The sequence below is a fragment of the Planomonospora algeriensis genome (genome assembly GCF_977012225.1).
The window spans coordinates 1-6,850 of the sequence record NZ_CDRNDK010000346.1 but is presented as its reverse complement, the minus strand read 5'-3'; the positions used below and the strand labels follow the sequence as shown (position 1 = coordinate 6,850).

7 protein-coding genes are annotated in these 6,850 nt (G+C 72.4%); 6 read left to right on the top strand and 1 reads right to left on the bottom strand.

Annotation, left to right across the window (positions count from 1 at the left end; translation table 11 throughout):
- The first annotated feature begins 408 nt into the window (after positions 1–408).
- From ACWJ6R_RS26970 to ACWJ6R_RS26955, 4 genes are all read left to right on the top strand, one after another.
- Positions 409–1,791 carry an HD-GYP domain-containing protein gene (locus tag ACWJ6R_RS26970; protein WP_449064923.1) on the top strand — a complete coding sequence of 461 codons (1,383 nt, stop codon included), beginning with the start codon at positions 409–411 and terminating at the stop codon, positions 1,789–1,791.
- Positions 1,788–3,068 carry an HD-GYP domain-containing protein gene (locus ACWJ6R_RS26965; protein ID WP_449064922.1) on the top strand — a complete coding sequence of 427 codons (1,281 nt, stop codon included), beginning with the start codon at positions 1,788–1,790 and terminating at the stop codon, positions 3,066–3,068. The genes ACWJ6R_RS26970 and ACWJ6R_RS26965 overlap by 4 nt, the downstream gene beginning before the upstream one ends.
- Before the next feature lie 160 nt (positions 3,069–3,228).
- Positions 3,229–4,569: an acetyl-CoA carboxylase biotin carboxylase subunit gene (locus tag ACWJ6R_RS26960; RefSeq protein ID WP_449064921.1), complete on the top strand. Its 1,341-nt coding sequence runs from the start codon at positions 3,229–3,231 to the stop codon at positions 4,567–4,569.
- Positions 4,570–4,707: 138 nt separating this feature from the next.
- Positions 4,708–4,920, top strand: a complete 213-nt coding sequence (locus ACWJ6R_RS26955) for a biotin/lipoyl-binding carrier protein (protein WP_449064920.1) — start codon at positions 4,708–4,710, stop codon at positions 4,918–4,920.
- A gap of 69 nt (positions 4,921–4,989) precedes the next feature.
- On the opposite strand, the gene ACWJ6R_RS26950 is transcribed toward ACWJ6R_RS26955, so the two are convergent.
- On the bottom strand, positions 4,990–5,370 hold the full coding sequence (locus tag ACWJ6R_RS26950) for a thioesterase family protein (RefSeq protein WP_449064919.1): 381 nt from the start codon (positions 5,368–5,370) through the stop codon (positions 4,990–4,992).
- A gap of 24 nt (positions 5,371–5,394) precedes the next feature.
- On the opposite strand from ACWJ6R_RS26950, the gene bsaP reads away from it, so the two are divergent.
- A complete protein-coding gene (bsaP, locus tag ACWJ6R_RS26945) occupies positions 5,395–5,577 on the top strand; it encodes a biotin synthase auxiliary protein BsaP (protein ID WP_449064918.1) in 183 nt (60 codons plus the stop codon).
- Between the two features lie 313 nt (positions 5,578–5,890).
- On the top strand, positions 5,891–6,850 hold a 960-nt coding region (locus tag ACWJ6R_RS26940; protein WP_449064917.1), incomplete at its 3' end, for a serine/threonine-protein kinase.

The following is a 6,850-nucleotide window of genomic DNA, read 5'->3' as shown; positions in this document are numbered from 1 at the left end:
GATGGCGGTCGACCCCGCCCCCGCGGCCGAGGCGCTCGGCTGGCGGCCCCGGACGGACCTGTCGACCGGGCTGAAGCACACCGTCGAATGGGCGAGGAGCCGCTCCGCGGTCCGGCGGGGGTGACGGCGGACGGTGGTCCGGCGGGGGTGACGGCGGGCGGAGCGGTGGACGCCGGGTGGCGCGGCGGACGCGGGGCGGAATGGGCTCCGCAGGCCAACTCCTCGTGCTGGATTGGTTACGCTTTGCTTGCGATTAGCGGTCCGTCCTGCCGGATCTGATTCGCTTCTGTAGCCTGAGACGCGAAATCAACGTGGAGGCAGCGCATGTCGAAGGAAACGGTCAGCCGGGCGCACCCGGGGATCTCCTGGACCTGAACACGCGCCCGTAGGACCCCTAGGGTGGCCGCATTGCGTGGACTGCCATGGTTTGCCAAGGTCTATCTTGTCGCCGTGATCGGGACGGCCTTCGGGCTGCTCGCCCACGGTGTGGCCGGGAACGGCGGGATCGAGCAGCTCGAATGGTCCACCCTGCTGGTGCTGGCCCTGCTGTTCCTGGTGTGCGAGTCGATGCCGACACTGCTCAGTGTCAGGCAGGCCGCGGTCTCGGTCAGCTTCTCGGCCGCGCTCGCCGCGGTGGTGCTGGTGGGCCCCGAGGGCGCGGCGCTCGTCGGCATGACGGCCGTGCTCAGCGTGCGCCCGGGACTGCCGCTGGTGAAGCGGCTGTTCAACGGCGCGCAGTTCGCGATCTGCGGCTACGTGGCGGGCTGGGTCTACGAGAGCCTGCTGGGCCGGCACGCCGGGGTGCCTGGCGTCGGGGGCGTCGGGGGCGTCGAGTTCAGCGACCTGATCGTGCCGTTCGCGGGCGCGGCGGCGGTGTTCGTGCCGCTGAACTTCGTGCTGATCGCGCTGGTCCTGGCGGCGACCGGCCAGGCCGACCAGGTCCCGCTGCGCGGGCTGGCCCAGTTCATGGTCTCCTACCTGGGATACGCCACCTTCGGCCTGCTGATCGCCGGGCTCTGGACGACGGTCAACTCGATCGCCGCGGTGCTGGTGCTGATCCCGCTGTTCGTCGCCCGCTGGGCCTTCGGCCAGTACCTCGCCCAGCAGCGCTCCTACGACGCCACGATCGCCGCGCTCTGCCAGGCGGTGGAGACGAAGGACTACTACACCCGCGGACACTGCACCCGCGTCTCCCGGGCCTCCGGGATGATCGCCGAGGAGATCGGGATGGGGTCGGAGCGCCTGCGGGCGATCCGCTACGCCGGGATGCTCCACGACGTGGGCAAGCTGGGCGTGCCGACGAAGGTCCTGCAGAAGGAGGGGCCGCTCACCGAGGAGGAGTTCGCCGCCATCCAGCTCCACCCGATGCGGGGCCTGGAGATCGTGCGGGGCATCGACTTCCTGGACGAGGCCTTCGCCGGGATCATGCACCACCACGAGAGGCAGGACGGCAGGGGCTACCCGATGGGACTGGCCGGGGACGAGATCCCGGAGTTCGCCCGGATCATCGCGGTGGCCGACGCCTTCGACGCGATGACCTCCGACCGCTCCTACCGCAACGCGCGGTCGGTCGAGGTCGCCACGGAGGAGCTGCGCAAGGGCGCGGGCGCCCAGTTCGACCCGGTCATGGTGAACGCCTTCCTGTGCGCCCTGGACCGCCAGGGGTGGGAACCGCCGTGCAAGGTGGCGGCCCCGCCGGCGGCGGAGGCGGAGACCGTCACCAAGGACCACGACGACCCGACCGCCCCGATCCAGGTGGTGTCGGACGTGACCACGGGGACGGAGCGATGACGGGCACGGCCGCCGTCACGGTCACGAGGGCGTTCCGGCGGCTCGACTCCGGGCAGGTCCTGCTCATCTCCGCGGCGGGCCTGATGGCGCTGGCGGGCGTGGCGTACACGGCGGCGGTGGGACTGGTTCAGGCCGAGTTCGCCATCGGGTTCGGCGCGTTGATCGCGGCGGGGGAGCTGGCCAGGCTCACCATGCCGGGCAACCGGGAGGTGGCGCCGATCGGAGCCGCGGCGGCGCTCGGCTACACCCTGCTGCTGGACGTGGGGACCACCCGGGCGGAGCATCCCGCCCTGCAGGTCGTCGCGGTGACGGCGGTCGGGATGGTGGCCGGGGCGCTGCCGCACCTGGCGGTCGGGCGCCCGCCGCAGCTCGACGCGCTGGCCCGGCGGCTCCTCACCGGCTCCCTGCTCGCCATCGCCTACCGGCCGCTGGCCGATCCGCTCTACCGGGCGACCCTGCCGCCCGAGGGGAGCTGGACGCCGGCGCTGGGCGTGATGGCCGTGCTGATCCTGGTGACGGTGCTGGTGGACGTGCTGCTGGCGGCCGTCCTCCGGGCGGAGCAGGTGCGCGCCGCGTTCGCGGTGGCCGTCCGCGACGAGCTGCGGATGGCCGCCCCGCTGGGCGCCGCGGTGGCGGCCTCCGGGGTCCTGCTGGCGCTCGCCTCGCACAGCATGGACATGGCGGCGCTGCTGGTCTTCGCCGCTCCGCTGCTGGTGACCCAGGTGGCCTTCCGCAAGTACGCCGGGATCCGGGCCACCTACCTGCAGACCGTGCGGGCGCTGTCGCAGGTGACCGAGGTGGCCGGCTACGTCGAGCCGGGGCACTCGCGCCGGGTGAGCCGCCTGTCGGTCGCCGCAGGGCGGGAGCTGGGCATGGCGGAGCCCGAGCTGCTGGAACTGGAGTACGCCGCGCTCATGCACGACATCGGCCAGCTCTCGCTCCGCGATCCGATCCCCGGCGGCGCGACCGTGCTCACCGACCCGGAGCAGGCGCGCCGCATCGCCGAGCTGGGCGCCGAGGTGATCCGGCAGACGGGGGTGCTGGACCGGGTGGCGGAGATCGTCCGCCGCCAGTGCGAGCCGTGCGGCGCGGCGCCGCCGCTGTCGAGCCGCATCATCAAGGCCGCCAACGCCTACGACGACCTGGTCGGCGGCTCCACCGACAGGGACCGGGCGGGGGCCGCGCTGGAACGGCTCCGCCTCGGCTCCGGAGTGGAGTACGACCCGGCCGTCGTCGAGGCGCTGGCGCGGGTCACCGGGCGTCTCGCCCGCTACTGATCTGTTCACGAGGTGCGCCCTCACGGCTTGTCGCGCCGGGGTTTCCCGCCCCGCGCATTGTAAGTTTCCTACAGTTCGCGCCGCTGTGATCAGTGGCGTCGGGCGAAAGGCTGTGCCGAGATCTCGGCCATAGGGTGGAGCGGTCGAAAGGGGCCACTACGTGTTCGAGTCTGTCCTGGTCGCGAACCGAGGCGAAATCGCCCGGCGTGTCATCCGCACGGTCCGCCGCATGGGCGCGAGGGCCATCGCGGTGTACTCCGAGGCCGACGCGGACCTGCCGTTCGTGAAGGAGGCCGACGAGGCGATCCTGTTGGGTCCCGCCAATCCGGCGCAGAGCTATCTCGACGCGGGCAAGGTGATCGAGGCCGCCCGCGCCTCCGGGGCCCAGGCGGTCCACCCCGGTTACGGCTTCTTCTCCGAGAACGCGGACTTCGCGCGTGCCGTGATCGACGCGGGGCTGGTCTGGATCGGTCCCTCGCCCGAGGCGATCGAGCGGATGGGCGACAAGATCAACGCTCGCAACCTGATGGAGGCCGCCGGCGTGCCCGTCGCGGCCGGGACCAGGGAACCGGTCACCGACCTGGAGCGGGCCGTGGCCGCCGCGGCGGAGATCGGCTACCCGGTCATGGTGAAGACGGCCGGCGGAGGCGGCGGCATCGGGATGGGCGTCGCCCACGACGAGGCGGGGCTGACCAAGGCCTTCGAGACCGCCGCGCGCGCCGCGGCGCGGTTCGGCGGAGCCGACGGGGGTCCCGCGATCCTGCTCGAGCGCTACATCGAGCGCGCCCGCCACGTCGAGGTGCAGATCCTCGGTCTCCCGGACGGCACGGTCCTGGCGCTGGGCGAGCGCGACTGCTCGGTGCAGCGCCGCCACCAGAAGGTCGTGGAGGAGACGCCGTCTCCCGGCATCACCCCGGAGCTGCGCGAGCGCATGCTGGCCGCGGCGGTGCGGGCGGGCGAGGCCGTCGGCTACCTCGGGGCCGGGACCGTGGAGTGCCTGGTCGACGCGGACGCGCAGGACTTCGTGTTCCTGGAGATGAACACCCGGCTCCAGGTCGAGCACCCCGTCACCGAGCTGGTCACCGGAGTGGACCTGGTGGAGCAGCAGCTGCGGATCGCCGCGGGCGAGGTGCCGGAGCTGAGCGCGGCCCCCGCCGGGCACGCGATCGAGTTCCGGGTCTACGCCGAGGACCCCAAGCGGTTCTTCCCCGGCCCCGGGAAGATCGACGTGTGGGAGGAGCCGTCCGGGGAGGGCGTGCGGATCGACTCCGGCTACGTCGCCGGCAACACGGTCACGCCGTTCTACGACCCGCTGATGGCCAAGCTGTGCGTCTTCGGCCGGACGCGCGACGAGGCCCTGGAGCGCGCCCGCAAGGCGGTGGCGGGCTTCCTGGTCGAGGGCCCCAAGAACAACCTGCCGTTCTGCGCCGAGCTGCTGGAGCATCCCGAGTTCGTCTCCGGCGACTACGACACCGGACTGGTGTCCCGGATGAGGGCTTGATCGTTCTGGCACAGTTGGAAGGTGCGGGCGGCGGGCCGGGCACGGAGGCGCGGGCGCGTACGGCGCGGCATGACCCGTGCGGCCGGCGGAGGCCGGTGCGAGCACGATCGTTGACAGTGACAGTGATGGGAGTTCCCGGTGGCTGAGGTACGTGCGGAGATGGTGGCGAACGTCTGGAAGGTGCTCGTCAAAGAGGGCGACACCGTGGAGGACGGCGACACCCTGGTCATCCTGGAGTCGATGAAGATGGAGATCCCGGTCATCGCGGAGGACGACGGTGTGCTGGCACAGCTCAAGGTGGCCGAGGGGGACGTCATCCAGGAGGGCGACCTCATCGCCGTCATCGAGTAGTCCCCCGCCGGCGGCCCCGCGTCCGGAGACGCGCCGTGCCGGTGACCGCCCGGGGCACGGAGGGTGCGGTCAGCGGGCGTGCCTGGAGAGGAAACGCTCGCGGTCGACGACCACGCGCTCGATCGTCCCCGTCGCGACGGTGGTCTCCCTGTCGCGCGCGGCGAAGGCGAAGACCAGCCGGCGGCCGTCGACCTCGGTGAGCTCGGCGGAGATCTCGACGTGGGCGCCGATCGGGCTGGCGGCCAGGTGCTCCAGGGCGACCCTGGTGCCCACGGAGGTCTGGCCGGGATCGAGGACGTCCGCGATCGCCTGGACGGTGGCGCGCTCGGCGAGGGCGAGCAGGCGGGGAGTGCCCAGCACGGGGACGTCGCCGCTGCCGACCTTGATGGCGGTGTCCTCCTGCTCCACCATGATGAGCAGCCGGGAGCGCAGACCGGGAGCGAGCGTCATGCGCGCCAGCATAGGGTCTGAACCGTGACCTCATACTGCGATCACTGCGGCCTCCCCGCCGGTGAGGGCGGGCACGCGTCCTGCCTCGCCGCGCGGGCGATGGAGCCGCCGCGCTACTGCTCCCGCTGCCGTCGCCGGATGGTGGTCCAGGTGACCCCGCTGGGCTGGTCGGCACGGTGCGCGGAGCACGGCACGCTCAACGGGTGAACCGGTCCGCGGCGGACCGCCGGGCCGCTCCGCCGCGGAGGGCACGGAGGGCGCGGAGTGCCGCCGGAGACGGCGCCGGGCCCGCCGCGGAGGGGCTGGAATCCCGATGCGGACCGGGTCGTCCGGCTGGACATGGCAAAATATGTAAATACCCCCAAAGTTTGGACTTTTGTGTCATGCTGCCGCTCGTCCCACAGCGAGCGGGCAAACGGCATACAGGCCTTCGTTATGCTGCCGTGACGTTGCCGCGATACAAATCCGCTTTGTTGGAGAACCCTGGGGTGGGAGTGGAGAGGGTTACGGGGGAGTAGTCATGGTGGCCCAAGGCACGACGCTGGCCGGGCGGTATCGCTTAGATACCCGCATCGGGGCTGGCGGCATGGGCGAAGTGTGGCGCGGCGAGGACACGGTCCTGGCCCGCACCGTCGCCGTGAAGGTGTTGCTTCCGGGCCGCACCGACGATCCGGGGTTCCTGGTGAGGTTCCAGGGCGAGGCCCGGGCGATGGCGACGGTCAACCACCCGGGGGTCGTCGACGTCTACGACTACGGGGTCCACGAGGTGCCCGGCGCGGGGGCGACGGCGTACCTGGTGATGAAGTTCGTGGACGGCGAGCCGCTCGACCGGCTGCTCGGCAGGCTGGGCAGCATCGCCCCCGGCGCCGCGATGGAACTCATCGCCCAGGCGGCCTCTGCCCTGCAGGCGGTCCACGACCAGGGCATCGTCCACCGGGACGTCAAACCCGGCAACCTGCTGGTCAGGTCCGACGGCACGCTCGTGCTCACCGACTTCGGCATCGCCAGGTCCGACGCCGCCAGCCGGCTGACCGACGCGGGCATGGTGCTCGGCACCGCCTCCTACTGCGCGCCCGAGCAGGCCGAGGGTGCGCCGGTCACCCCCGCGGTGGACATCTACGCCCTGGGCGTGGTCGCCTACGAGTGCCTGGCGGGCCAGCGGCCCTTCGACGGCGACAGCCCGGTCACGATCGCGCTCAAGCACATCCGGGAGGCCCCGCCGCCGCTCCCCGAGCGCATCCCGCCCGCGATCCGGGCCCTGGTGGAGCGGGCCCTGTCCAAGGACCCCGCCCGGCGCTTCCCCAGCGCCGCCGCGATGAGCACCGCCGCGCGGCAGGCGATGGCCGGTCCGGAGACCGGGGCGACGGCGCTCCCGCCGGTCCAGCAGACGGCGCTCGGAGCCGCCCACGGCCTGTCCGGCCAGGGCGTCGCTCCCCGGCAGGACGGTCCGTACCCCGACGACGGCTGGAGCGCGCGCGCA

Bases quoted from the DNA above. Each gene is read 5' to 3' on its own strand.
- ACWJ6R_RS26965 (WP_449064922.1), top strand. From the start codon at position 1,788: ATGACGGGCACGGCCGCCGTCACGGTCACGAGGGCGTTCCGGCGGCTC.
- ACWJ6R_RS26950 (WP_449064919.1), bottom strand. From the start codon at position 5,370: ATGACGCTCGCTCCCGGTCTGCGCTCCCGGCTGCTCATCATGGTGGAG.